The 24,360-nt window shown below is 68.9% G+C and carries 27 protein-coding genes; 18 read left to right on the top strand and 9 right to left on the bottom strand.

The genetic code is table 11. The features are described from left to right. Window positions 1-1,337: 1,337 nt before the first annotated feature. Together ABZ862_RS33020 and ABZ862_RS33015 are read right to left on the bottom strand one after the other, a co-directional pair. A complete protein-coding gene (locus ABZ862_RS33020) occupies window positions 1,338-1,739 on the bottom strand; it encodes a hypothetical protein (protein WP_360966373.1) in 402 nt (133 codons plus the stop codon). Window positions 1,740-2,735: 996 nt separating this feature from the next. Then, entirely contained in the window at window positions 2,736-3,503 is a 768-nt protein-coding gene (locus ABZ862_RS33015; RefSeq protein ID WP_360966370.1) for an IS5 family transposase, read from the bottom strand. A 571-nt stretch (window positions 3,504-4,074) separates the two neighbouring features. On the opposite strand from ABZ862_RS33015, the gene ABZ862_RS33010 reads away from it, so the two are divergent. Continuing rightward, entirely contained in the window at window positions 4,075-4,437 is a 363-nt protein-coding gene (locus ABZ862_RS33010) for a hypothetical protein (RefSeq protein WP_360966368.1), read from the top strand. Continuing rightward, window positions 4,434-6,674 (top strand): tetratricopeptide repeat protein, encoded by a 2,241-nt coding sequence (locus ABZ862_RS33005; protein ID WP_360966365.1) that lies wholly within the window; start codon window positions 4,434-4,436, stop codon window positions 6,672-6,674. Before ABZ862_RS33010 ends, ABZ862_RS33005 begins: the two co-directional genes overlap by 4 nt. A 433-nt stretch (window positions 6,675-7,107) precedes the next feature. Here ABZ862_RS33005 and ABZ862_RS33000 read toward each other — a convergent pair whose 3' ends face one another. Genes ABZ862_RS33000 through ABZ862_RS32990 form a run of 3 tightly spaced genes read right to left on the bottom strand, consistent with a single transcriptional unit; the run spans window position 7,108 to window position 8,367 of the window. After that, complete coding sequence (locus tag ABZ862_RS33000) at window positions 7,108-7,491, bottom strand: hypothetical protein (protein ID WP_360966362.1); 384 nt, start codon at window positions 7,489-7,491, stop codon at window positions 7,108-7,110. Further along, complete coding sequence (locus tag ABZ862_RS32995) at window positions 7,488-7,913, bottom strand: ATP-binding protein (protein ID WP_360966359.1); 426 nt, start codon at window positions 7,911-7,913, stop codon at window positions 7,488-7,490. The genes ABZ862_RS33000 and ABZ862_RS32995 overlap by 4 nt, the downstream gene beginning before the upstream one ends. A 46-nt stretch (window positions 7,914-7,959) precedes the next feature. Continuing rightward, window positions 7,960-8,367, bottom strand: coding sequence for an NUDIX domain-containing protein (locus tag ABZ862_RS32990; RefSeq protein ID WP_360966387.1), 408 nt, complete (start codon window positions 8,365-8,367; stop codon window positions 7,960-7,962). A gap of 109 nt (window positions 8,368-8,476) precedes the next feature. Here ABZ862_RS32990 and ABZ862_RS32985 point away from each other — a divergent pair, with 109 nt between their 5' ends. From ABZ862_RS32985 to ABZ862_RS32930, 12 genes are all read left to right on the top strand, one after another. Further along, complete coding sequence (locus ABZ862_RS32985; protein WP_360966356.1) at window positions 8,477-9,268, top strand: GntR family transcriptional regulator; 792 nt, start codon at window positions 8,477-8,479, stop codon at window positions 9,266-9,268. 68 nt (window positions 9,269-9,336) lie between these two features. Next, a complete protein-coding gene (locus ABZ862_RS32980) occupies window positions 9,337-9,597 on the top strand; it encodes a hypothetical protein (RefSeq protein ID WP_360966353.1) in 261 nt (86 codons plus the stop codon). Between the two features lie 164 nt (window positions 9,598-9,761). Further along, window positions 9,762-10,118, top strand: a complete 357-nt coding sequence (locus tag ABZ862_RS32975) for a hypothetical protein (protein ID WP_360966350.1) — start codon at window positions 9,762-9,764, stop codon at window positions 10,116-10,118. Beyond that, entirely contained in the window at window positions 10,118-11,431 is a 1,314-nt protein-coding gene (locus tag ABZ862_RS32970; protein WP_360966347.1) for an FtsK/SpoIIIE domain-containing protein, read from the top strand. The genes ABZ862_RS32975 and ABZ862_RS32970 overlap by 1 nt, the downstream gene beginning before the upstream one ends. A gap of 82 nt (window positions 11,432-11,513) precedes the next feature. Then, window positions 11,514-11,726, top strand: a complete 213-nt coding sequence (locus ABZ862_RS32965; RefSeq protein WP_360966344.1) for a hypothetical protein — start codon at window positions 11,514-11,516, stop codon at window positions 11,724-11,726. A 25-nt stretch (window positions 11,727-11,751) separates the two neighbouring features. Next, window positions 11,752-12,405 carry a DUF2637 domain-containing protein gene (locus ABZ862_RS32960; protein WP_360966341.1) on the top strand — a complete coding sequence of 218 codons (654 nt, stop codon included), beginning with the start codon at window positions 11,752-11,754 and terminating at the stop codon, window positions 12,403-12,405. A 13-nt stretch (window positions 12,406-12,418) separates the two neighbouring features. After that, window positions 12,419-12,610 (top strand): mobile element transfer protein, encoded by a 192-nt coding sequence (locus ABZ862_RS32955; protein ID WP_360966338.1) that lies wholly within the window; start codon window positions 12,419-12,421, stop codon window positions 12,608-12,610. Between the two features lie 10 nt (window positions 12,611-12,620). Continuing rightward, the gene (locus tag ABZ862_RS32950; RefSeq protein ID WP_360966334.1) at window positions 12,621-12,815 is read left to right on the top strand and encodes a hypothetical protein; all 195 of its coding nucleotides are present in this window, start codon (window positions 12,621-12,623) and stop codon (window positions 12,813-12,815) included. A 22-nt stretch (window positions 12,816-12,837) separates the two neighbouring features. Further along, entirely contained in the window at window positions 12,838-13,083 is a 246-nt protein-coding gene (locus tag ABZ862_RS32945) for a SpdD protein (protein ID WP_360966331.1), read from the top strand. Between the two features lie 133 nt (window positions 13,084-13,216). Then, window positions 13,217-14,545 carry a replication initiator gene (locus tag ABZ862_RS32940; protein ID WP_360966384.1) on the top strand — a complete coding sequence of 443 codons (1,329 nt, stop codon included), beginning with the start codon at window positions 13,217-13,219 and terminating at the stop codon, window positions 14,543-14,545. Next, a complete protein-coding gene (locus ABZ862_RS32935) occupies window positions 14,538-14,771 on the top strand; it encodes a helix-turn-helix domain-containing protein (RefSeq protein WP_360966328.1) in 234 nt (77 codons plus the stop codon). The genes ABZ862_RS32940 and ABZ862_RS32935 overlap by 8 nt, the downstream gene beginning before the upstream one ends. Further along, window positions 14,771-16,015 carry a site-specific integrase gene (locus ABZ862_RS32930; RefSeq protein WP_360966325.1) on the top strand — a complete coding sequence of 415 codons (1,245 nt, stop codon included), beginning with the start codon at window positions 14,771-14,773 and terminating at the stop codon, window positions 16,013-16,015. Before ABZ862_RS32935 ends, ABZ862_RS32930 begins: the two co-directional genes overlap by 1 nt. Before the next feature lie 80 nt (window positions 16,016-16,095). Here ABZ862_RS32930 and ABZ862_RS32925 read toward each other — a convergent pair whose 3' ends face one another. After that, the gene (locus ABZ862_RS32925) at window positions 16,096-16,857 is read right to left on the bottom strand and encodes a phosphoglyceromutase (RefSeq protein ID WP_360966322.1); all 762 of its coding nucleotides are present in this window, start codon (window positions 16,855-16,857) and stop codon (window positions 16,096-16,098) included. Between the two features lie 179 nt (window positions 16,858-17,036). On the opposite strand from ABZ862_RS32925, the gene ABZ862_RS32920 reads away from it, so the two are divergent. Beyond that, the gene (locus tag ABZ862_RS32920) at window positions 17,037-18,350 is read left to right on the top strand and encodes an MFS transporter (protein ID WP_360966319.1); all 1,314 of its coding nucleotides are present in this window, start codon (window positions 17,037-17,039) and stop codon (window positions 18,348-18,350) included. 61 nt (window positions 18,351-18,411) lie between these two features. Here the strand turns inward: ABZ862_RS32920 and ABZ862_RS32915 are convergent, their stop codons facing one another. Next, complete coding sequence (locus tag ABZ862_RS32915) at window positions 18,412-18,879, bottom strand: DUF2000 domain-containing protein (protein WP_360966316.1); 468 nt, start codon at window positions 18,877-18,879, stop codon at window positions 18,412-18,414. A 49-nt stretch (window positions 18,880-18,928) separates the two neighbouring features. Here ABZ862_RS32915 and ABZ862_RS32910 point away from each other — a divergent pair, with 49 nt between their 5' ends. After that, a complete protein-coding gene (locus ABZ862_RS32910) occupies window positions 18,929-19,789 on the top strand; it encodes an AraC family transcriptional regulator (protein WP_360966313.1) in 861 nt (286 codons plus the stop codon). Here ABZ862_RS32910 and ABZ862_RS32905 read toward each other — a convergent pair. Together ABZ862_RS32905 and mshA are read right to left on the bottom strand one after the other, a co-directional pair. Next, window positions 19,758-20,393 (bottom strand): YbjN domain-containing protein, encoded by a 636-nt coding sequence (locus ABZ862_RS32905; protein WP_360966310.1) that lies wholly within the window; start codon window positions 20,391-20,393, stop codon window positions 19,758-19,760. The genes ABZ862_RS32910 and ABZ862_RS32905 overlap by 32 nt on opposite strands. Next, window positions 20,386-21,723 carry a D-inositol-3-phosphate glycosyltransferase gene (gene mshA / locus ABZ862_RS32900; protein ID WP_360966307.1) on the bottom strand — a complete coding sequence of 446 codons (1,338 nt, stop codon included), beginning with the start codon at window positions 21,721-21,723 and terminating at the stop codon, window positions 20,386-20,388. Before mshA ends, ABZ862_RS32905 begins: the two co-directional genes overlap by 8 nt. Window positions 21,724-21,980: 257 nt before the next feature. Between mshA and ABZ862_RS32895 the strand changes: the two genes are divergently transcribed. Then, window positions 21,981-22,868, top strand: coding sequence for a class I SAM-dependent methyltransferase (locus ABZ862_RS32895; protein WP_360966305.1), 888 nt, complete (start codon window positions 21,981-21,983; stop codon window positions 22,866-22,868). Window positions 22,869-23,176: 308 nt separating this feature from the next. Then, the gene (locus ABZ862_RS32890; RefSeq protein ID WP_360966302.1) at window positions 23,177-24,301 is read left to right on the top strand and encodes an NlpC/P60 family protein; all 1,125 of its coding nucleotides are present in this window, start codon (window positions 23,177-23,179) and stop codon (window positions 24,299-24,301) included. The last annotated feature ends 59 nt before the right edge of the window (window positions 24,302-24,360 follow it).

Raw genomic sequence — 24,360 nt, 5'->3', positions numbered from 1 at the left:
AGCCCCAACGAATACGAACGCCGACACCACGCCGCTAAGCTCACGCTCGCCGCGTGATCAAAGACCGCGTGCCCACCATCTTGGGGGAAGGCCCGACCCCCCAAACGACGCTTCCGCTGCGGAGAGTGCGATGCCAGGATGCGGCCATGCGGATTGGTGTCGTGACCTCCTGGACGGCTCGTCTTTGCGCCACGGTCGGCGGCATCGCGCTCGCCCCGGTCCTTCTCGTGGCTGGCGGCCCTCTCCTCCGCTGCTACTTGCGGTACGTCTACAGTGACAGAGGTCCAGGGCTTGTGGACAAGGAACGTGGCTGGGTGAACCCCGGTTGGTACGTCGTCAACAACGTGGTCGTGCGACGTCTGATCTGGCCTTCAGAGCAAGTGATGGCCACGCTTGATCGCGGACGACCGAGATGGCATCGCCAGGACGGTTCTTGAGCGCGGTCTGCAGCTTCTCGGACGGGTGACCATCTCGACGCGAACTACGGGCCGGAAGATTGCTGGGTCCGGCCTACAGCAGTACTGGAGGCACTCCGACCCGGGACTGACGCTCAAGGTGTACGCACACCTCATGCCCAGTAGCCGGGACCCTGTCCGAAAGGCTCTCGGTCAGGCACTCCGGCCGCCGCAGGACCCGCCGCGCTGAGGGCCCACAGTGGGCCCAGACCGCGAAAATGCCCCCGACCCGCACCGTATGCGCAGGTCGGGGGCATGATCACGAAACCTACTTCTTCTTGCCCTGGGTCTTGCCCGGGATCTTGGTGACCTGCGTTTTCGCTGCTCAGGTGCGGTGGGCTCGTGCGCCGGGTGGTCGTCGTTGGTCGTCATTGGCCACTGTCGAGCGGCCTCGGACGGCCCAGGGACGGCCCAGCTTTGGTGCCCTCTCCTGACGGCCGGCACTTCGATATGACCCGTCTGAACCTCAGCCGACGACAGTCAGCCACGATGGCGGGTGTGCCGACCGACCACGCACGCGTATGCCCGCTGCACCCCCACCGGTCTCAGCCACGCTGCCAATGCCGTCGACCAGAGTGAGCCACGACGACCGGGCCGCTACGACGGTGCTGTGCCATCAGCTTGGGAAGCTGCGGGCATTTGAGGCCGGTTCGGTCACTGACGTGGGCGAACGCTCGGTTCGTGCTTCTTCTGGGCTCAGCCCCTTTCACTGTTGTTCCCCGCTGCTCCCCGCTCGTTCTGGTGCGGTAGTGGTGCAGAGCTGCGGCAACCAGGAGGCCATCAGGCGGGCACGTGCCATTCATCGCGGGGAGACCCGTGAGGGCCGGTGTCGGTCGCTGGCGGTTGCTGGGGTTGCTGTACTCCATTGCTGTACAGCAACGGCTACCAGTCCCGCCAGTCATCCGTGATCTCGGTGCGGCTGATGCCTCGCCTCGCTGCCAGAGCAGGGACATCGATGCCGTGTTCCGTCAGGGTCTGGTCGATGTAGAGGCACAGTTCCTCGCGCTCTTCGGTCTCGTAGCCGGCGCCGTCGTGGTCTTCGTTGATCTCATTCAGTGCCAGCACGACACGCTTGATCACCTCGAAGATCTGCTCGTCGTCCTGGTCGCGGAGCGGGTCCGCCTCCGACTCGAACGCGTGCAGTGCCGCGTCAGTCGCCGCCAGCAGTGACACAGGGAAGAGCTCCGGCAGGAAGGCATCGCTCGGGGCCCGTGTCCCGGCGGCGAGTTCGGTCGCCTCTTCGTCCACGCGGACCCGCCAACGTGCTGATGGTCTGATTGCCATGCCTGGACCGTAGGCCCAGGCTCTGACAGTGCCGTCAGGGTGCACGCTTTCCAACTGTGGTGGTGGGGCGGCGGGTGTTGTCCGAGGGCGTTCAGCTGCGTTCATTGGTGGCCGGTCGTCTGGGCGGCTACCGCCTCCGGTCCCGTCTGAACGGCCGTGAACGGCGCTGAATGAGACGGAAACTGAGACGGCCCGGCCTGTGACCGAGCCGTCTGACGGGGTGGCGTGACCTTCTGATCCGTAGCTCTGTAGAGATCGGTCATTGGAGGTCTTACAGGCTGCGGAGAGGGTCGTGAGGGCCTGTGCGGGTCGCTGACGGTCGCTGGGGTTGCTGTACTTGGCTGCTGTACCGCAGGATCGCCGGGTGTCCCGTCTGATCGGCCTGCACACCGCCGACCCGTGCCCTCGCTGCGCCGACGAAGCAGTCCGTCTGGGCACTCCGCCCTGTGCCGCCAGCCCCGCTGAGGTCGGGTACACGTGCGACCGCTGCGGCCACGTCTGGTCTCGTTCGATCGAGACGGACTTGGCGGTCTACGACACCGTCCGGGCGGATCTTCCCGACGCGACGCTTTACGGGACGGTCTGGGGCCTGGAGGGCGACCGCGTGTTGCTCCGCGGGCCGGGTGGTGATTGGCACCGGTGGGTCGAGCACTGGCGAGTCATCCTCTACTGACCATCTCCTGTTTGCGCCTCAGCCGACGACAGTCAGCCACGACGGCGGGTCAGCCGACCGCGCAGGCGCGTGTGTGTCTCGCTGCACCCCCACCGACCTCCGCCACGCTGCCCGTGTCGTCGATCAGAGCAAGCCACGACGGCCGGTACGTGAGGACGGGGCCTGAGCCCTCAGCTTGGGAAGCTCGGGTCATCTAGGGAAAGTTGGGCGTCTGACCTGCGGGGGAGTGTCCTAACGCACCGTCGGTGCCGATGTCCCGGTGCCCGTCATTCCCCGTGGCTCCCCGCCCAACCTGGCACGGGTCTGGCACGGAGGCTTTTCCATCATCGGTCTGAGCTGGCCAGATGCAGGGTGAGGACGGCCTGGACGAGGCTGGTGACCCGGGTGGTCGAGCACCGGAGCTTGCGCAGGAGCCGCCAGGACTTGAGGGTGGCCATGGCCTGCTCGACGAGGGCGCGGATCTTCGCGTGGGACCGGTTCACCGCCTGCTGCCCGGTGGAGAGGGTCTCCCACCGGCCCCAGCACGGGGTGCGGACCGTACCGCCGGCACCTCGGTAGCCCTTGTCGGCCCAGCACGGGATGTCGGCCGCGGTGAGGGCGTCGACGATGCCGTGTTCGCGGGCTGCGCGGATGTCGTGGACGGCGCCGGGCAAGGCCGGTGAGGCCCACAGCAGTCGGCCGAAGGGATCGGTGACGACCTGCACGTTCATCCCGTGTCTCTTGTGCTTGCCCGAGTAGTAGGGCCGGTCCGCGGCGATCCGGTCGATCGGCAGCAGGGTCCCGTCCAGCAGCACGAACGCCTTCGAGGATGCCGTCCGGACCGCATCCGCAAGGGTGGGCGCGAGAGCGGCCAGGACCTCGACGGCCTCGGTGATGTACCGGTACGCGGTCGTGGTCCCGATGCCGAACCCCGCCGCGAGCTGGGCATACGGGTGACCGTTGCGGAGATGGACAAGAGTGAGCAGGGCCTGCCGACCGGCGCTCAGGCGCCGCCAGCGGGTACCGAGTTCGTGGCGGCGCTGACGGAGCTTGGCGGACAGGAATCGCAGGGCAGAACTGGACACGTCGACGCCCGACGGGTAGACAAGCACACGAAGCCTCTGGTGGAGACGGATTTCTTGGTCGAAAACCCATCTACCAGGGGCTTCACCTGTCTGTCAGCCCAACTGCCTCACCAGCCAGACAGGTTGGAAAGAGCTCACGGACCTAAGTCGAACAGTAGAGGAGCCTCTACGCGACCCTCTCAGAGCGCGTTAGCTCAGTTCTCCGGGCTTAGGCATGGCGCTACCAGTGTCGCAGACGGAACCCAGTGACCTGGGAATGTCGCTCTGGACAACTATCACTGCCGGTCGCCGTTGGTCACCGTCGAGCGGCCTCGGACGGCCCACAGACGGCCCGAGCCTCCCGGCTCGCCCACGGTGCTGACCAGCTGGTTCCGAGACTCATAGCCCCAGCATGATTCAACGGCTGATTGGCGGCCAGCGTCCGTGACGGCAGGGCATCGCCAGTCCCGTCTGGGTCCTGGCGCAGTTCCCGGTGCCAGCGGTAGCTTTCGGTGATCCGGCTGGTAGCCGGGAGGCGCACGGACAGCTAGGGGGGCTGGTGGATCCAGAACAGTTGACCGCTCTTGCGGGTACCGCCGGGACGACGATTGTCTCGCTCATGGCCACTGAAGCATGGCAACGCACTCGTGATGGGGTCACGGCCATCTGGCGGCGAGTACACCCGGAGCGGGTTGGCACCGTCGCTGGCGAGCTCGATCTGACTCGCGAACAGGTTATTGCCGCACGCAACGACGGAGATGCTCAGACGGAGCAAGAGCTGCAAGCGGAGTGGAGAGGAAGAGTTCGACGTCTGTTGGTCGACGACCCCGGCATCGCTGAAGAACTTCGAGCACTCCTGGACGAGCTTTCCCCAGCGTCACCGGAGAGCGGCGATACGTACAAAGTGCAGATGACGGCCCACGCAAAAGGGAATGGCCGGATTTACCAGGCTGGCCGCGATCAACACATCAAAGAGTCGTGAGCAGGCACGATAATCCCGTAACGCTAAGCGGGCAAGCATCGGGCAATTCCCGCTTATATCAGGCTGGACGCGACCTCTACGTCGGCACTGGTAACAACCTCGCCCCGCCGACGGTAATTCCAATAACCGATTCGAGCACCATCAGAGGGCACCTAGTTGGGCGAAGCGCAGAAATAGAGGCAATATCCGCCGCGCTTCAGAGTAAACCGGGAAGCTCTGAAGGTTCAGTTCTAGTACTGTCAGGGCTTGGCGGCATTGGAAAGACAGTGCTCGCCGGGCACGCCTCTCGCCTTGCCGTTAGACGAGGGGCGTTTCCCGGCGGCGCCATAACGATCGACTTCCGCGGGTACGAGGCAGAATCCAACCTATGCGTTTACCCGCAGCAGGTCTACTCACCCGCACTCAAGGCGCTCGGAGTGGACGAGATTGACCCCGCTCCCGAGAACCATGGCCCTCAATTTCATTCTGAGCTTAACCGGCGAGCCGCCAAGAATAACCCCACACTGCTCTTGCTCGATAACGTTCGGGACCCGGAACAAGTCCTCCCCCTCCTGCCGATTTCTAATCTTCATCGAGTTCTAGTCACCTCACGTAACGCTTTAGCGCCGCTTCTCCCGGGGGCTACAAATCTTCGGCTCGACGTCCTGCCGCAGGAAGATGCGACAAAGCTGATCAAATTGAAAGCTAACAGGGAAATCAACTCGGCCGACCTCGACGAGTTGGCAACTCTCTGCGATCGATTGCCTTTGGCGCTTAGCATCGTTGGCTCCATCTTGGCTTCCGATCCGCAATTGAGCGCTCGAGACCTCGCTTGTGAGCTTTCGCAGGAGGAGGAACGTCTAGAAGGACTGGAGCATGAAGACGTTGCCGTTCGAGCAGCTTTTCACCGGTCCTACGCACGGCTGAGGGATTTCGATGCGCAAGCATTTCGAGCGCTCTCGCTCAACCCGAGTTCAGATATATCCACTGAGGCCGCAGCTCTTCTGATTGATGTCTCAAAGCTAAAGGCGAGACGGGCACTTCGCCACCTCTTGAACTGCCACTTGGTGGAATCGGGTAATTCTTCCGACAGGTGGACCATGCATGATTTGGTCCGACTGTACGCAACCGAACAGGCGGAACAGGTTGATAGAGAGGAGATACGTCATGAGGCGAGGATGAGGCTATTTGAATATTACGTGAGCCAATCCTCAAATGCCGCAGAATGGATTAACGGCCAACCAGAGGAAAGTGATTACGAGGGTTTTTCAAGTCGCGATAGCGCCATGGAGTGGTTCGCCGCGGAAGCGGCAAACCTAATTGCAAGTGTTCGAATCTCCGATAGCCTTGGCGAGCATGACGTTACAACGAGCTTGGCTACGTCTCTCGTCGGCTATCTAGACAACGTGGCGGATTACTCGTCCGCCATTTCCATACTATTTTCTGGGATTGAGGCGGGAAAGAGGAGTCGCAACGATCTGAGTATTGGTGCCGCGTACAACAATCTTGGCATCACGTATACTTCGATGAGGAAATATCGCGATGCGGTGCGCTGGCTAAATAAGGCAGTCGCTCTTTTCAGATCTCTGGGCGAACCTGACGAGGAAGCCCGCTCGCTTATTAATCTTAGTGGGGCGTTACGGATGATGCTCGGCTTTGAGGCCAGCATAGAGCCGCTACGCAGAGCCATGGAGATCAGAGGCAGTGAATCACCTGGTGCAGGCTTTGCCTTCACCAACCTGGGTATCGGATTGCGAGAGGCGGGTCGACTTCAAGAGGCGAAACCTGCTCTCCTGAAGGCGCTTGAGATTCACTCTCGAAGCGGAGCTAGGAATGCCCAAGCCTCCACCCTCACCCAGCTTGGCACAACCATGCTGCAAATTGCACAAAAGAAAAACTCCAGTCGCGACCTTGCGGAAGGTATTCGCTACCTCCAAGAAGGAATTATCGCCTACCGCGATGTTAGGGACCGAACCGGTGAAGGGGCAGCGCTCCTCAATTACGGCAATGCCATCTTGCTGACTTCCGAAAAGGAAAAGGCGCTTGAAGCTTACCGGAGCGCCCTGCAGGTCTTTCAGGACATAGGAGATGGCCACGGACAGGGGTTGGCAGAAGGGGCAATCGGCCTCATGATGGCCCAGCATGGAGATGCTGTAGGCGCCCAACCGCACTTGACCAAATCCCTACAGCTCTTGGCCCCATTTCACGAACCGGAAAAGAAGATGCTGATGGCTAAGTATCTCAGGTCTGGGAATTAAGGCTGGCGGACGGCTGACGTTTATCTACCGAACCATGAACGCCGCTCCCATCCCGTCCGCCGTCGACCCACACACCGTGGAGCGGGCGTGGTTCAGGGGCGTCAAGGTGGAGCGCGCCACTGTACGAACGACCTTGACGCCCCTGAACCACGTCTGCTCGGCTCTGCCTGGGTCGACGGTGGACGGGATGGGAGCCCCCCACGCTCACCACGATGGGCCTGCGGCCGGGAACGGCGCCCCCTCCCACCCGGTGCCGGCCGATCCCCCGCCGGAGGCATCATCTTGTGCCTGCGGATAACGTCCCGCCCTTGCCCGCATGCACGCAGCGCGCCGCCGGGCGCGGCCAGCCGGGGCGGAGACAGGAGGCAGGCCGCGCACGGCGGCGCGCGCCCGCGCCGTGCGCGGGCCTTGAACCCGTGAAGAAGGTTGTAACTCAGTCGGTGTGCTGGGGCTTGTAGTCGTATGCGCAGGATGGGAGTTCGGTGCCTGCTCGGTGGGCGAGGGGCAGGAAGAGCGCTGGTCGGATCGTCCAGGTGATGCGGGTGGTGGCCTGGGTGATGGTCACGGTGCAGGGCTGGGAGCGTAGGAGGGCTCGGCGTGTGGTGATGCGACCTTCGTAGAGCCATTCCCATGCTTCGTCGGAGGCGTCGGTGTCGAGTGCGGGGGTGATGGTGCGGAGTGCGACGGCGACCCATCGGTCGGCCTGGGGTGCGGTGTAGGCGTCGAAGGATGCGTGAAGTGCCGGCGGTTCGGTGGTGGTGAGGTCCTGGGTCCAGCATTCGCACCAGTAGCCGCGTCGAGGGAGGCCGGTCGTCACGGGTGGCCTCCGGGGCGGGTGTCGGTGTAGAGCTCCGCGGTGACGGTGTGGCCGTCGTGGGTGTTGTGGATGACGACGTGGTGGGCGAGCGCGGTGACCATGCTCAGGCCCCGGCCGTGTTCGGCGTCCTGGTCCTGGTGCTCGACCTTCGGCGCGGTGCCGGTTCCTCCGTCGTCGGTGACGGACAGGGCGACCACCTGCGGGGTGACGGCCAGGGCCAGGTGGAAGCTGCCGCGGTGCCGGCCGCTGGCTGTGTGCAGGATCGCGTTGGTACTCAACTCGCTCACGATCAGTTCGGCGGCCTCGGCGTGGGGGGAGCCGTGCAGGATGTCGCGGGTGAAGCGGCGGGCCCGGCTGATCTCCTCGGGGAATCCTGGGCAGGACAGTCCCCAGACCCCCACCCTGCTCGTATACTCGTGCACACAAGTTCCTTCGTGCTGGTAGGCCGCCATGTTCAGCGGGTTCGGGCTAGACGAGTTTCACGCCGTCGTGTGCGCGGACGGCGGGCGGGGCTGCGGCGTCGAGTGCGTCCAGGACGCGGATCGCGTACGCCTCGTCGGCAAGCTCGGTGACCTCGTCGCGGGTGGCCCAGCGCAGTGCGCGGGTCTCGTCACCGGTGGTGGGCGTGCCGTCGGCGGCCTGGCAGCGGAAGACGAGCGAGACGATCAGGCCCGTCATGTTCTTGTAGACGCCGGTGAGGGTGGCGGGTTCGGTGATCTTGATGCCGGTCTCTTCGAGGACTTCCCGCCCGAGGGCTTCGGGGATGGTCTCGCCGCGTTCGAGGATGCCGCCCGGGGGCTCCCACTTGCCGTTGTCACGGCGCTGGATCAGCAGGGCCCGGCCCTCGTCGTCGACGACGACTCCGGCCACGCTCACGGAGTGCGGGCGGTTGATGCTCACGTTCCTCGGCCCTCTCGGCTGGCTAGGCTCTCCACCGTAGCAACAACACTCGGCCACACGTCTAGATACCTAAAGGAGTACACGCATGAGCCCTTCTCTCCCCTCGGGACTCCTCGGCGACCTCGACCCCACGAGCGACCGCGCGGTCTTCCGGCAGATCGCCGACCAACTGCGTGAGGCGATCGACCGCGGCCGGTTCCACGAGGGCGACAAGCTGCCCTCGGAGGCCGACCTTGTCGAGCACTTCGGGGTGTCTCGGATGACCGTGCGCAACTCCTTCTCGATCCTCCAGGGTGAGGGCCTGGTCCACGCCGAGCACGGCAAGGGCGTCTTCGTCCGCCCCCGGCCCCCCGTCCGCCGTCTCGCCTCCGACCGCTTCGCCCGCCGTCACCGCGAGTCGGGCAAGTCCGCGTTCATCGTGGAAGCGGACGCCGCCGGCAGCCACCCCCAGGTCGACAGCCTGGAGGTCAAGGAGGAGAAAGCCAGTCAGGACGTCTCGACGCGACTCGGTTCCGTGCGGCGGGTGCTCGCCCGGCGACGCCGCTACCTCCTCGACGGACGCCCGGTCGAGTTCGCCACCTCCTACCTCCCTCTCGACATCGCGCGGGGCACGCAGATCGCCGAGCCCAACCCCGGTCCCGGCGGCATCTACGCCCGCCTCGAAGAGCTCGGCCACCGCCTCGACCACTTCGAGGAGGAGATCCGCGCCCGGATGCCCTCGCCCACCGAGGTGAAGACGCTCCGGCTGGCCTCCGGCGTGCCTGTCATCCACCTGATCCGCACCGCCTTCGACAGCGAGGGGCGGCCCGTGGAGGTGTGCGACACGGTCATGGCGGCCGACGCCTACGTCCTCTCCTACCAGCTCCCGGCCACGTGAAGCACATGGAGAGCGTAGAGAGAGCGGTGCCGGTGGACAGTTGGCGGCTCACGCAGGGAAGCCGGCTCGTGGGAACGCTGCGGCTGGAGGCGGTCGACATGTTCTGGACCGACTGCCGCTTCGAACCGGGCCCCGGCTGGTCGGCGGTCCGCCCGTTGTTCGAGGCCTCGCGTGACGCCTGGCTGGCGCACGACCGGGAGGCCGCTCGGGCTACGGATGAGCGCATCCAACAGGCTGGCCTCGTCCTCATCCCGGATGACAACAGCGAGCCCATGAGGGACTTCATCGTCCGTATCCATGGAGACCAGGCCCGGTTCAGGTGGTGGTGACACCGAGCGCGGTCCGGGCCCGGCGGCACTCAACTCGTACACCCCAACACGCTTACTCGTATAGACGAGTGGGCAAGTTGTGTGGCAAGATGGTCCGCGTGATCCCGGGAGATCGGGTTCGCAGAACACATCTTGTATAGACGAGTAGATGGGAAGTGTGTGCTGTGCGCACCATCCGTGTGGAGACCTCGGCCGCGACGATCCTGCTGACCGAGGCGCCCGAACCGAAGGTCCGTGACCGTCAGACGGGCGAGATCGCCAAGGACGCGGTGAGCGGTGAGGCGCTGATGACGATCGGCGTCGTCTACATCGAGGACGGTGAGTCGTCCCTGATCAAGGTGACCGTCCCGGAGAGCGGCATCACGCCGGGCCTGGCCCTCGGCTCGCCCGTCTCGCTGCCGGGGCTTCTCGCCCGGCCGTGGGAGAGCGTGTTCAACGGACAGCAGCGGCACGGCATCGCCTACCGGGCCGCCGCCGTCACCCCGGCCGTTTTCCCCGCCGCTGCGGGGGCCGTGGCCTGATGTCGGATCTCGTGACGCTTCTGGAGGTGGGTGGTCCCCTCGCCGCGCTCGGCGGCGGGGCCGCCTACACCCGGGCCAAGCATCCGGCGGCGTACTGGTCCACGGTCGGCCTGCCGATGTCCACGGCCCGGCTGCTGGGCTCGTACGGCTCGGTCATGGAGGCGTGCGGGCTGACCGTGGCCCCGTCCCGGCTGCGGGTCCTCGCCGTCAAGGCCATGACGCAGCGGGAGGTACGGCCCGTGCCGCCCCGCCGGGGCCTGATCCGGCCCACCTCGACCGGGCTGCGCGTCCGCATCCGCCTCGCCCCCGGCCAGGAACCCGCCGACCTGGCGGCCTCGGCGGAACGGCTGCGGCACGCCTGGGGCGTCCACGCCGTCTACGTCACCACCGTCAAGCCGGGCGTCGTCGACCTCCGGCTCGTCGGATACGACGTCCTGCGCCGCGTCCGGATGCCCCGCAAAACCGGCGGCGGGTTCCTCACGGTGCCGGTCGCCTTACGCGAGGACGCCACCCCGTTCATGCGGGACTACCACGCTGTCCCGCACCAACTCACCCTCGGCGCGACCCTGTCTGGCAAGTCGATGTTCCTGCGCCACCTGATCGCCGGACTCGCCCCGCAGCCGGTCGCCCTGGTCGGCATCGACTGCAAGCGGGGCGTGGAACTGGCCCCGTTCGCCGCCCGGCTCTCCGCGCTCGCCGTCGACCCGGACCAGGCCGCCGACCTGCTGCCCGCGCTCATCCAGGAGATGGAGGACCGATACGACCTGATCAAAGCCCGGCAGGGCATCACCCCCACCACCCCCGACGAGGAGATCACCTCCGACATCTGGGGTCTGCCCGAGAGTGAACGGCCCATACCCGTGGTGCTGTTCATCGACGAAGTCGCCGAACTCTTCCTGACCGCCACCAAGAAGGACGAGCAGCGGCGCGACGAGATGGTCACCCAGCTCATCCGCCTCGCCCAGCTCGGCCGCGCCGCCGGTATCTACCTGGAGGTGTGCGGGCAGCGCTTCGGCGCCGAACTCGGCAAGGGCGCCACCATGCTCCGCGCCCAGCTCACCGGGCGCGTCTGCCACCGCGTCAACGACGAAGCCTCCGCCAAGATGGCCCTCGGCGACATCGCCCCCGAAGCCGTCGAGGCCGCCTGTGCCATCGCACCCGAACGGCCCGGCCTCGCCGTCGCGGGCGACACCTCCGGCGGCTGGTCCCGCATCCGCACCCCCTACCTCTCCCTCGGCGACGCCGCCGCCATCTGCCGCGAGACCGCGCACCTCGTGCCCGACCTCCCCGCACTCAAGCCCTTCCAGCCGTAGGGCCCCCTCGATCCGGTCGGCGTGACCGTCTCGCGCCGCGTCCTTACCTCTCCCATGCCCGAAACCGGAAGGAAGCAGCCCTGTGCCACGCCCCTCCATCGCCGAGGTCAGCGCGCTCGTCGCCGACCTGGCCGCGTTCAGGAAGAACCGCACGTCCACCGACTACGCCGCGCTCATGAGCCGTAAGGCGGACCTGCTGGAGCGCATCGCCCTCCACTCGCCCGGCGACGTCGACGCCGCCGAGGTGGCCCGACTCGCCCGTGAGCGCGCCGACTCCCTCACGTCCGCCGACTGATCACACCGGAAGGAGACCGAGACCGATGCGTGCCCACCTGGCCCGAGTCGACGCCGTGCTCGTGCAAGCGCTCATCGCCGCCGCCCTGTCCTTCGCCCACCTGCACGACATCGCTGCGGCGGCCGGACAGGACGGCTGGAAAGCCTGGGCCTACCCCGTCAGCGTCGACCTCCTACTCGTCGCCGCCTGGCGCCGACTGCGCACCGGCCACGCGAAAGCGGCGCCCTGGTGCTGGTTCGTCATTGCCCTGACCGCCTCCCTCGGCGCCAACGTCGCCACCGCCGGACTCCTCGACACGGACCAGGTGCCGGCCTGGCTGCGCATCCTCGTCGCGGGCTGGCCCGCCATCGCCTTCCTCGGCGGCACCCTCCTCGCCCACACCACACCCACCCGGGTCCCCGCAACGGCCGTTCCCGTAGCCGTCGACGCCGAGCACGAGGACCAGGGCCCCACGCCCGAACCGGTCGCCCAACCGGCCGTCGAGCCGATCCCGCACCCGGTCATTGAGGCGGCACCGGAACCTGTCGCCATCTCGGTACCGGCCGCCCTGGTCGACCACGCCCGCAAGGTCGCCGCCGAACACCACACCCGCACCGGGGCACCCATCGACACCCCGACCCTCCGCGCCCGCCTCGGCGTCCCGGCCCCCATGGCCGACGCCATCGCCGCCCAGCTCTGAGAGGAGAGTCCCCATGAGCGCCAACCGCCGCTTCCGCAACGTCACCCGCATCGGCCCCGTCCAGGTCGCCACCTCCTACGACAACCGGGGCCGCGAGAAGCACACCGCCGCCTGCACCGCCCCGCGCTGCAACTTCTCGGCCGACTACGACAGCCGCGCTGCCGCCGAACTCGCCGCCCGCACCCACCGCTGCCCCATCCGCTGAGGAGACCCCCGTGAGTGTCAGCCTGCCCCTTGTCTTCGTCCTCGGCGCCTTCGCCTGGGGAGCCGTCAAGTTCCTCGGCGTCCGCACCTGGGTCGTCGTCCTGATCGCCCTCTTCGGCTTCTGGCTCTCCCACACCTTCCTGGCCCCCGCCATCGAGGACGGCACCCGTACCGGCGTGACCGTCATAAACCGCACACATAACTAGACGAGTAGATGAGGAGATCGCCGTGTTCCTGCCCAAGTACCCCGACAACCCCACACCGCCGCCCGTCCACCAGCACACCCCCACCGCCCCCGTGCCGGTTCGGCGTCCGGGCCTGCCGGTCTCCGTCGACCGCCACACGCTCGCCCTCGTCGTCGTGGGCGGTGTCGTCCTGACCGCGCTCCTGGCCGCCGTCGCCGTGACCGCGATCTCCGTCGCCGTCGCCGCCGTGGTCCTGCGCTCCCTGCTCAACGAGCACCACCGCCGCTGAACCCCCACACCCCCGCACTCCCAGCCTCCGGGGCGGCACGACACCGCCAAGCATCCGCCGCCCCGGGGCCCAACCCTCCCGACCCAAACGCCAGAAGGAGACCACCATCTTCACCCGCACCACTTTGGCCCCGCTGCCACAACTCGCGAACCTGGCAGCACAGGGAACCCTGCCCGGTATCCTCCGCCAGCTCGCCGGCCTCGGCGGCTGCACCCGCCCGATCCGCCTCGACGGACACCGCACCGAGCACGCCGTCGACACCACCACCGGTGAGATCGGCCGCATCCTGCGCCACTTCGACTCGGCAGACCTCCCCGCCGGTCAGCTCCTCGTCCGCTGCAACAACCGCCGCACCACCCGCTGCCCGGCCTGCGCCGAGGTCTACCGCCGCGACACCTTCCAGCTCATCACGGCGGGCCTGCGCGGCGGCAAGGGCACCCCGGAAACCGTCGCCGCACACCCCCGCGTCTTCGCCACCTTCACCGCCCCCGGCTTCGGCCCGGTTCACAACCGCCGCACCGACCACCGCCCCTGCCGCTGTGGCACCCGCCACGACCCCGACGACACCGCCCTCGGCACCCCGCTCGATCCCGACGCCTACGACTACGACGCGGCCGTCCTGTGGAACGCGCACGCGGGTGTCCTGTGGCGGCGCTTCTCGATCTACCTGCGCCGTGAGGTCGCCAAGCGCGCCGGACTCTCCCAACGCCACCTCCGCGACCACGCCCGCGTCTCCTTCGCCAAGGTCGCCGAGTACCAGAAACGCGGCGCCGTCCACTTCCACGCCGTCATCCGCCTCGACGGACCCGGCGACACCACCGCCCCACCCCCGCCCTGGGCCACCGCCGAACTCCTCACCGACGCCATCACCACCGCCGCGGCCAAGGTCCGCGTCGACGGGCCGGTCGTCGACGGACGCGCCCACACCTTCGCCTTCGGCCGACAGCTCGACGTCCGCACCATCCACTCCGCCGACTTCAACGACGGCCAGGAACTCACCGAACGGGCCGTCGCCGCCTACATCGCCAAGTACGCCACCAAGGGCGCCGAGACCGCCACGGGAGCCCTCGACCGCCCCCTCAAGTTCGCCGCCGAACTCGCCCAGCTCGACATCAGCGACCACGCCCGCCACCTCATCCGAACCGCCTGGACCCTCGGCGCCCGCAAAGACCTCGAACACCTCCGCCTCCGCGCCTGGGCCCACATGCTCGGCTTCCGCGGCCACTTCTCCACCAAATCCCGCCGCTACTCCACCACCCTCGGCGCCCTCCGCACCGCCCGCGCCGAATGGCAGCGCGCCCAGACGGCCCCGCCCGAGCAGCACGACACCGGCACGACCTACGTCCTCGCCCACTGGGCCTTCGCCGGAACCGGCCTGTCCGACACCGAGACCTGGCTGTCCGCATCCCTCGAACCCACCCCCACCCCCACCGGAACGGAAGGAGAACCCACCCATGGCTGACCGACGCCTGGCAGTGGCGGAGGCCGCACCGCGTGCGCTGCCTTCGCGGTTCCTCACTCCTGACGACCTGGTGGAGCTGTTCGAGCTGCCGAGCGTCGAGACGGTCTACCAGTGGCGCCGCAAGCGCACCGGACCGCGCGGTTTCCGCGTCGGCCGGCATCTGCGCTTCGACCCGGACGACGTACGTGCCTGGGTTGAGTCCCAGCTCAAGGGGGCTGCTGCCTGATGGCCGGGCATATCCAAGACCGCTGGTACAAGATGGAGACCGGCCCGGACGGCAAGACCCGCAAGGTCAAGACCGAGCGCTACGGCTCCGGCTCGCGCTACCGCGCCCGCTACGTCGGCCCGGACGGTACGGAGAAGTCCAAGAGCTTCCCCGATCGGCAGAAGCGCCTCGCTGATCAGTGGCTGGCCGAGACCGAAGCGGACATGGCTCGCGGCCAGTACATCGACCCCCGGGCGGCCCGGATCACGTTCCAGCAGTACGCGGAGACGTGGGTGACCCACGCGCCCGACCCGAATACTCAGGCGTCGATGGAGTCACAGCTCCGATTGCACGCGTTCCCGTACCTGGGTTCGCGTCCTCTCGGCTCCTTCCAGCCCGCGCACATCCGTGACTGGGTGCGGCAGCTCCAGGCGAACGGCGTCCGGGGCTCGTACGCCCGGACGATCTATTCCAACGTTCGCGCCGCCCTGAGCGCGGCCGTGGACGACGGGCACCTTCCCCGGAACCCGTGCGCCGCCCGCTCCGTCCGGCCGCCGACCGTGGACACCAAGCGCGTTGTCCCTTGGGAGCCGGAACGGGTCTTCGCCGTCCAGGCCGGTATGCCCGAGCGGTTCCGGGCCATGGTCGACCTGGGCGCCGGCTGCGGGCTGCGGCAGGGGGAGATCCTCGGCGTCGCCGTCGACGCGATCGACTTCGAGTCGGACACGCTCCACGTGGTCCAGCAACTCAAGCTGAGCCGGAGCAAGGCGGTGTTCGCCCCGCCCAAGGGCGGCAAGCTGCGCGATGTGCCGCTGCCTGGACCGGTCGCCGATGCGATCCGGGCCCATATGAAGCGGTTCCCACCGGTCGAGATCACCTTGCCCTGGAAGGTGGCCGACGGCCCTCCGGTGACCAAGCGGCTGATCTTCACCAGGCCGCGGGGCGGGCACGTCTGGCGTACATCGCTCAACGAGGAGGTGTGGAAGCGGGCACTCGCCTCGGCCGGGGTGATCCCTGAGCGGAGGCCAGGTGAGTCGTACGCCGAGTCACGCGAGAACGGAATGCACGCGCTCCGCCACTTCTACGCCTCGGTGCTCCTGGACGCCGGGGAGAACATCAAGGCTCTGGCCGAGTACCTGGGTCACTCGGACCCGGGCCTGACGCTTCGCGTGTACGCGCATCTGATGCCGTCAAGCCAGGAGCGCACCCGCAAGGCGGTCGCCGCCGTCTTCGACACGGCCCGGCCGGACCCGTCCAGCACCTGACGGCCCAGAGACGGCCCAGAGGCAGCAACGAGCCCCCTGCTCGCGGAGAAACCGCAGGCAGGGGGCTTGTTCGTGCGAGTTTACTTCTTCTTGCCCTGGTTCTTGACCGCCTCGATGGCGGCTGCGGCGGCCTCCGGGTCGAGGTAGGTGCCGCCCGGGGTGAGCGGCTTGAAGTCGGCGTCGAGCTCGTAGGACAGCGGGATGCCGGTCGGGATGTTCAGGCCCGCGATGTCGGCGTCGGAGATGCCGTCCAGGTGCTTGACCAGCGCGCGGAGGCTGTTGCCGTGGGCGGCGACGAGGACCGTGCGGCCGGCCAGCAGGTCCGGGACGATGCCGTCGTACCAGTACGGGAGCATCCGGAAGACGACGTCCTTCAGGCACTCCGTCTTCGGACGCAGCTCCGGCGGGATGGAGGCGTAGCGCGGGTCGGCCGACTGGGAGAACTCCGTGCCGTCCTCGAGCGCCGGCGGGGGGGTGTCGTAGGAGCGGCGCCACAGCATGAACTGCTCCTCGCCGAACTCCGCGAGGGTCTGCGCCTTGTCCTTGCCCTGGAGGGCGCCGTAGTGGCGCTCGTTCAGGCGCCAGGTGCGGTGGACCGGGATCCAGTGACGGTCGGCGGCCTCCAGCGCGAGCTGCGCGGTACGGATCGCGCGCTTCTGGAGCGACGTGTGGACCACGTCGGGGAGAAGATCGGCGTCCTTCAGAAGCTCGCCACCGCGGACTGCCTCCTTCTCGCCCTTCTCGTTCAGGTTGACGTCCACCCATCCGGTGAACAGGTTCTTCGCGTTCCACTCGCTCTCGCCGTGGCGGAGGAGGATCAGCTTGTACGGTGCTTCGGCCATGCGTATGAGACTAATCCAAGGTTCAGATCCTTGACGCTTTCAACCGGTGATACGGGCATACCGGACACCCTGTGTTCACCGGTCGGTTTATCGGGTAGCCCCGGCGCGACTAGGGGTTGTAAGTTGCCCTACGGCTATTCGGCGCTTACATATGGTGCTTACGCACGTGGGGGGTCCTTGTGTCCGTCGGCAGGGTCGGGCGTGCCGTCCGGGAGTCCGTCTCGGGGCTGCCCCGGGAGTTCTGGTGGCTGTGGACCAGCACCCTCGTCAACCGGCTCGGCGCCTTCGTCGCCACCTTCATGGCGCTCTACCTCACCCTCGAACGCGGCTACTCGGCCTCCTACGCCGGTCTCGTCGCCTCCCTCCACGGTCTCGGCAGCGTCGTCGCCTCCCTCGGCGCCGGTGTCATGACCGACCGGCTCGGGCGGCGGCCCACCCTGCTGATCGCCCAGACCTCCACCGCCGCCTCCGTCGCCCTGCTCGGCTTCATGAGCCACCCCGTCGCCATCGCCGGTGTCGCCTTCCTCGTCGGCATGGCGAGCAGCGCCTCCCGGCCGGCCGTGCAGGCGATGATCGCCGACGTCGTACCGCCCGCCGAGCGCATGCGCGCCTTCTCCCTCAACTACTGGGCCATCAACCTCGGTTTCGCCGTCTCCTCCGCCGCCGCCGGCTTCGTCGCCGAGTTCAGCTACCTCGCCGGTTTCCTCATCGAGGCGGTGATGACGCTGCTGTGCGCCGTCGTCGTCTTCCTGAAAGTGCCCGAGTCCCGGCCCGCGTCCGGCAGCGGCCCGCAGACGGAGGGCACCGCCGTCGGGCTGCTCACCGTGCTGCGCGACCGCCGGTACATGAGCGTCGTCGGACTGTCCTTCCTCGTCGCCCTCGTCTTCCAGCAGGGCGCCGTCGGACTGCCCGTCGCCATGGGGCGCGCCGGGTTCAGTCCCGCCGACTACGGCCTCGCCATCGCCCTCAACGGCGTCCTCATCGTCGCCCTCCAGATACCCCTCACCCGGTTCATCGAGCACCGCTCCCCCGGCCGGCTGCTCGTCGTCTCGTCCCTCCTCGCCGGGTACGGCTTCGGGCTCACGGCCTTCGCCGGATCCACCGGCTCCGTCGGGGCCATCGCCCTCACCGTCTGCGTGTGGACCCTCGCCGAGATGATCAACGCGCCCACCCAGACCGGTCTCGTCGTCCGGCTCTCCCCGGTGCACGGACGCGGGCGCTACCAGGGCGTCTACAGCCTGTCCTGGTCACTGGCCGCCCTCGTCGCCCCGCTCATGGCCGGTTTCGTCATCGACCGGTTCGGGGCCGGGTGGCTGTGGGGGCTGTGCGCCCTGGTGGGTACCGTCGCCGGACTCGGGTACGGCCTGCTCACCCGGCGGACGGGGGAGGGGGAGGGCAGGAGGAAGGGGCGCGCGGAGGCGTCCGGTGGTTCCGCCTCCGGTGGTTCCGTCTTCGGCGGGGTGGAGGCGGAGAAGGAGGTCGGGGCACCCTGACCCGGCCAGGACCAGGACCAGGACCCGGCCTCAGGCCCCGGCCCCGGCCTCACCGGAGGCGTCACGGGTGCATCTTCGCCCCCTTCAGCACCTTGTCCACCGCGTTCCGCGGCCCGTACACCGCCAGGCCCACCAGGTCCAGTTCCGCCGTCGGCACCGCCCGTACCGCCGCCCGGTTGTCGCCGTCGTGGCCCGTGGCGAACAGGTCCGACGTGAACAGGGCGCGCGGCAGCGCCCGGGACAGGGTGCGGGAGTGGGCCGCGGTCAGCGTCTCCTTCGTGCCCTCGAAGACCAGCACCGGCTGCCGGAGCATCGGCAGGTACGGCACCCCGTCACCGTCCTCGTACGGCTCCCCGATCACCTCGGGCAGCTGGGTGCCCAGGCCGCTGACCAGGAACGCCGTCACGTTCAGACGCTGCCAGGTCTCCAGGTCGGAGCGCAGCAGCACCGCGATCTTCGTGTCGAAGCGGACAGGGGCGGGCGGGGCGGTGTCGGCGGGCGTCGTCGCGGTGGCGGGCATCTCGTTCATGCGCTGAGACTGCCGGGCCTTCCGCCGCCCCGTCTTGTACGTTTCTTGCATGGCCGCTCGGCGTGACATCACCGCCTGGCGCCCGCGGGTCCCGGGCGTCACCGAGGTCTTCCACGCCCACTTCACCGAGTACGCCTACCCCATGCACGTCCACGAGTCCTGGACGCTGCTCATCGTCGACGACGGCGCCGTACGCTACGACCTGGACCGGCACGAGCACGGCACCCCGCACGACACGGTGTCGCTGCTGCCGCCGCACGTCCCCCACAACGGCTCCCCCGTCACCCCGCACGGCTTCCGCAAACGCGTGCTGTACCTGGACTCCACCGTCCTCGACGACAGCCTCATCGGTCCCGCCGTCGACGGCCCCGATCTGCGCGACCCGCTGCTGCGCCGCCGCGTCGGGCAGGTGCACGCCGCGCTCGCGCGTCCCGGTGACGAACTGGAGGCGGAGAGCAGGCTGTTGTTCGTCGGGGAGCGGCTGCGGGAGTATCTGCGGCCGAGGATCGGCACGGCGGCGGCACGGGAGCGCCGTGATCCGGTACTGGCCCGGCGGTTGCGCGAGCTGCTGGACGAACGGCTCGTGCCGGGGTTGAGCCTGGAGGACGCCGCCGCGCTGCTGCACGCCCATCCCGCGCACCTGGTGAGGGCGTTCACGCGCGCCTACGGCATCGCCCCGCACCAGTACCTCACCTCGCGCCGCGTCGGACGGGCCCGGCGGCTGCTGCTCGACGGGCTGCCGCCGGGCGAGGTCGCCGCGTCGGCCGGGTTCTACGACCAGGCCCATCTGACGCGGCACTTCCGGAAGTTGGTCGGGGTGACGCCGGGGCGGTACCGGACGGGGGCGGCCGGTGAGCGCGGTGACCGTCAGGGACGGGTCATTCGCCCGGGCGCCGGATCAGGTTCGTGAACGCGTCGAGGTTGCGCGTCGATTCGCCCCGGGCCACCCGCCAGGCGTACTCCTTGCGGATCGCGGTGGCGAAGCCGAGTTCGAGGAGGGTGTCGAAGGCGCCGTCCGCCGCCTCCAGCACCTGGCCGAGCAGCCGGTCGACACCGTCCGGGGTGACGGCGGCCAGCGGCAGCTTCCCGGCGACGTAGATGTCGCCGAGCGGGTCGATGGCGTAACTCACCCCGTACAGCTTGAGGTTGTGCTCCAGCAGCCAGCGGTGGACGCCGGGTTCGTTCTCGTCGGGGTGGCGGATCACGAAGGCGTTGAGGGAGAGGGTGTGGCGGCCGACGAGGAGGGAGACCGTCGTCGACAGCTTGCGGGTGCCGGGGAGCCGGACGACGTAGTGGCCCGACTCCGGGGATTCCCAGTCGAGTTCGGTGTCGTCGTCGAGTGCGGTGTCCTTCAGGACGTGCTCGACGACCTCCCTGGCCCGCCGCTGTTCGGGGGTGTCGTTCGCGTCGTCCGTCCCGTTGCCGGTCTCGTCCGTCCCGTTGCCGGTCTCATCCGTCCGGTCGGCGGTCACCTTCGTCCGGTGGTCGGCACCGCTGTCACTCGTGTCACCCATGGTGGGAGCGTACGCGACGGCGGTGGGCCTGCGTCGCCGCCGTGTAGACGTCCGCCGTGGCGGCGGCCGAGGTGTCCCAGCCGAAGGACTGGGCGTGCCGGGCGGCGGCCTGCCCCATACGGGCGGTGAGCGCCGGGTCGTCGGCGAACCGGCCCAGGACACGGGCGTACGACACCGGGGCGTGCCCCTGCACCAGGAACCCGGTCTCCCCGTCCCGTACGGCCACCGGCAGGCCGCCGACCGACGCCGCGAGCACCGGCGTACCGGATGCCTGCGCCTCTATGGCGACCAGGCCGAACGACTCGCTGTACGACGGCATGACGAGGACGGACGCCGCCCGGAACCAGTCCGCGAGCCGCTCCTGGCCGACGGGCGGCTGGAACCGTACGACGTCGGCGACGCCGAGCCGCGCGGCCAGCTTCTGGAGCCCCTCCGGCTTGGCGAGGCCGCTGCCGCTGGGGCCGCCGACGACCGGTACGACGATGCGGGAGCGGAGTTCGGGACGCTCGTCGAGGAGGACGGCGATCGCGCGCAGCAGGACGTCCGGCGCCTTCAGGGGCTGGATGCGGCCGGCGAAGAGCGGGACCAGGGCGTCGGGCGGGAGACCGAGGCGGGCGCGGGCGGCGGCGCGGCCGTCGGCGGGGCGGAAGCGTTCGAGGTTGACGCCGGGGTGGACGACGGCGACCTTGGCGGGGTCGGCGTCGTAGTGCCGCACCAACTCGTCCGCCTCCTCGGCCGTGTTGGCGATGAGGCGGTCGGCGGCGACGACGATCTGGGTCTCGCCGATGACCCGGGCGGGCGGCTCGGGGGTGTCGCCGTCGGCGAGGTTGGCGTTCTTGACCTTGGCCATGGTGTGCATGGCGTGGACCAGCGGGACGCCCCAGCGCTGGGCGGCGAGCCAGCCGACGTGGCCGGAGAGCCAGTAGTGCGAGTGGACGAGGTCGTAGTGGCCGGGGCGGTGCTCGGCCCAGGCCTGCATGACGCCGTGGGTGAAGGCGCACAGCTGGGCGGGGAGGTCCTCCTTGGCGAGACCCTCGTAGGGGCCCGCGTCGACATGCCGTACGAGGACTCCGGGGGCCAGTTCGACGCTGGGCGGGAGGGCGGCGGCGGTGGCCCGCGTGAAGATCTCGACCTCGATGCCGAGGGCGGCGAGGCGCTGCGCGAGCTCGACGATGTAGACGTTCATGCCGCCGGCGTCGCCGGTGCCCGGCTGGTGGAGCGGTGAGGTGTGCACGGAGAGCATGGCGACGCGCCGGGGGCGGCGGTGCAGCCTGAGCCGCGTGGGTGCCGCCGGTGAGCGACGCCCGAGCCTGCTGACGTACTGGCTCACGGTGGCGGTCCTCCTTGCTGCGGGCATGGCGGCGGGAGGGGGTGGGGCTCCCTCCGGGGGATGCAACGCCGGAGGTGGCGATTCCATTTCCGGGCCGTTTCGGGAGAGGGGGACTTTGCTCAATCATTACCGTGAGGGGCTCAACCGCGGGACCGGGTGGGGCGTGGGCGGGGTGAGGCACAGGGGCTACACGTGGTCGAGGAGGGCGGGGGCGTGAGGGGGCACCGCCGTACGCGTGCCCGCATACCCTCGTACGTATGACAGCCCGCGCAGCGCCCCTCCCCCGCTCTCGGCCTCGCCCGGCCGGGGGCGCCTCCGTCGTGGGAACGGTGACGCGCGGGACGACCAACCCCAACCGGCTGCGACGCATGGACCGCTGGATCGTCGCCACGCACGGCGCCGCGCTGCGCCGGGCCGCCGGGCCTCTCGCTTCCGGCCCGGTCGGCCCGGTCAACCCGCACGGCCCGGGCGGTCCGGTCGCCGTCGACCTCGGGTACGGCGCGGCCCCCTGGACGGCGGTCGAACTCCTCGCCCGGCTGCGGACCGTCGCGCCGCGCACGCGCGTGGTCGGCGTGGAGATCGAACCGGCGCGGGTCGCGGCGGCGCTGCCGTACGAGCGGGACGGGCTGGTCTTCCGGCACGGCGGCTTCGAAGTGCCCGTCCCCGGGCGCCCGTCGCTGATCCGGGCCGCCAACGTGCTGCGGCAGTACGAGGAGGGCGAGGTCGCCGGGGTGTGGGCGCGGCTGTGCGGGCGGCTCGCACCGGACGGGCTGCTGGTCGAGGGGACGTGCGACGAGATCGGGCGGCGGCACGTCTGGGTCGCCCTCGGGCCGGAGGGGCCGCGCACGGTCACCTTCGCGACCCGGCTCGGCTCGCTGGAGAGGCCGTCCGACCTGGCCGAACGGCTGCCGAAGGCGCTGATCCACCGCAACGTCCCCGGGGAGCCGGTGCACGCCTTCCTGCGGGACTTCGACCGCGCCTGGGCGGCCGCCGCACCGTACGCCTCCTACGGCGCCCGCCAGCGGTGGATCCGCGCCGTGCGGGACCTCACGGCGGACTGGCCGGTGCGGGACCGGGCGAGCAGGTGGCGGCAGGGTGAAGTCACGGTCGCGTGGGAGGCGTTGGCACCGCGGACGGGGGCGTGACCGGCACGTCGGGACGTGACCGGCACGCCGGTGGGGTGAACGTCACGCCGGTGATGTGACGGAGTCCGCACCACGAGTGCACCGGCCGTGGCGCCGCCCGTCACACCCGCCGCCGACCTGCGGGGAACGATCTCGGTGAGCCGTTCGTCACAAAGGCATGGAGATCGTCTCGCGTGGGCGGGAAGGAGGAAATTCCCGGAAGTGACCCGGGGACGACATCTACGACCCCTGTCGATTTACGGCGCGACGTGGCACGATCCCCGAGGCGTCCGTAAGTTACTGACGGTAAATCACCTGGGGGCAGGGGTATGGGGACGGGCAAACGTGGTCTGCTCGCGGCGGCCGTGACCGTGGTCTGCGCGGTCACCGTGCTGGGCGCGTCCGGTACGGCGTACGCGAGCCCGACGCCGTCGAAGTCGCCGTCGCCGTCCGCGTCGAAGTCCCCCGCCGCCACGTCGACCGCGTCGGCTCCGTCGGTTCCCTCGGCTCCCTCGAACAAGGACCTGGAGGCCGTCCGCAAGAAGCTGGACGAGCTGTACCACGAGGCGGCCGTCGCCACCGACGCCTACAACGCCGCCCAGGAGCGGGCCGACCAGCAGTCGGCGCAGATCGTCGAGTTGGCCAAGGTGATCGTCAAGGGCCAGGCGAAACTGGACGATCTGAAGAACCGGGCGGGCGCCGCGGCCCGCGCCCAGTACCGCACCGGCGGACTGCCGCCCGAGGCACAGCTGATGCTCAGCGACAACCCGGGCGAGTTCCTCGACGGGGCGGGCCGGGTGATCCAGGGCGAACGCGCCACCAAGGGCCTGCTCAGAGAACTGACGCAGACGCAGCAGGACTTGAAGCAGTACGCCGCCGACGCCTCGGACCAGTGGCAGAAACTGGAGGCCAACCGCAAGGCCAAGGCGTCCGCCAAGAAGCAGATCCAGCAGCGGATCAAGGCGGCCGAACAGCTCGAGTCCCGGCTGGAGAAGGCGGAGAAGGAACGCCTGGCCAAGCTGGAGCAGGAGGCCGCGAACAAGGCGCAGACCGCGTGGCTGGACTCCGGCGTCCTCAAGGACATCACGAGCAAGGCGTCCGAACAGGGCAAGAAGGCCGTGGAGTTCGCGACCAAGCAACTGGGCAAGCCGTATGTGTGGGGCGCCGAGGGCCCGGACTCCTACGACTGCTCCGGGCTGACCTCACAGGGCTGGGCCGCCGCCGGGCATCCGATACCGCGCACCTCGCAGGAGCAGTGGAAGCAGCTGAAGCACGTCGCCGTCCAGGACATGCGCCCCGGTGACCTGATCATCTACTTCAGCGACGCCAGCCATGTCGCGATGTACATCGGCGGCGGCGCCATCATCCACGCCCCGCGTCCCGGACGGACGGTGACGCTCGCGGGGGCGGGTTCGATGCCGATCCTGGGTGTGGTCCGGCCGGACGCGAGCTGACCCCGGCACACCGCGGCAGGGCCTCGGCACCGGTGACGGTGAGGGGAGCGACGGCGGCG

The organism is Streptomyces sp. NPDC047000, assembly GCF_040644295.1.
GTDB lineage: Bacteria > Actinomycetota > Actinomycetes > Streptomycetales > Streptomycetaceae > Streptomyces.
This window is presented reverse-complemented; position numbering and strand designations above follow the sequence as displayed.